Source organism: Phyllobacterium sp. P5_D12 (genome assembly GCF_054049495.1).
In genome coordinates, this window is sequence record NZ_JBFUMG010001131.1 from 1 (window position 1) to 632 (window position 632).

At 54.3% G+C, this 632-nt stretch carries 1 protein-coding gene and 1 pseudogene; one reads left to right on the forward strand and one right to left on the reverse strand.

The features are described 5' to 3' along the window. Positions 1–299: pseudogene (locus ACXJ5O_RS29105) on the reverse strand (ABC transporter substrate-binding protein); the annotation flags it as partial. A gap of 175 nt (positions 300–474) precedes the next feature. Between ACXJ5O_RS29105 and ACXJ5O_RS29110 the strand changes: the two are divergent. Then, a partial coding sequence (locus ACXJ5O_RS29110; protein ID WP_457302933.1) for a GntR family transcriptional regulator occupies positions 475–632 on the forward strand: 158 nt, incomplete at its 3' end.

Consider the following 632-nt stretch of genomic DNA (forward strand, 5'->3'; position numbering starts at 1 on the left):
GAAAATTGGATGCCGTCACGCAATGTGAGATTGACGCTCATCCCGTCGTCGGAAACCTTCCATTCGGTGGCGAGTCCCGCCTGAACTCCTTTGCCATCATCTGTGGGAAGGAGTAGCGTGTCGTAGAGGTTGGACAGTATCCAGATGTCGACGTTGGCGTCGTTGAGCACCGGATCAAGAAAGAGGCTGTCGGCATAACGCCCATAGGTCATGACACCACCCCTTTCCACCGCAGCGGCGGAAAGGCTCGTACCGACGAGCAATACGGCGGCAAGAGCCGCCTTGGCGATCTTTTTCATTCGTATTCCCCTTTGTTGTGAACTACCTAAGTGTTCTTATTGGGTATAACGATTTCACTTACCTCCGGCGCTGTCAACAGTTTATAATTTGGTGGCTTGGCTCGCTCTGGCCTTGCGATTAGGACGCGCCCGGTATAATCGTAACAGCCTACTAGAACAGCCAAAGACTGGGTTCATGGAATTCTTCATCGACCGCGATTTGCCGGTTCCACTCCGAACACAACTCCATGGGCTCATAGAGTACGGCATCGCCTGTGGGGAATTGCTTCCAGGCGAAGCTCTTCCTTCCGTGCGCGAGCTTGCGGAGAAGATCGGCGTGGCGCCGATGACGGT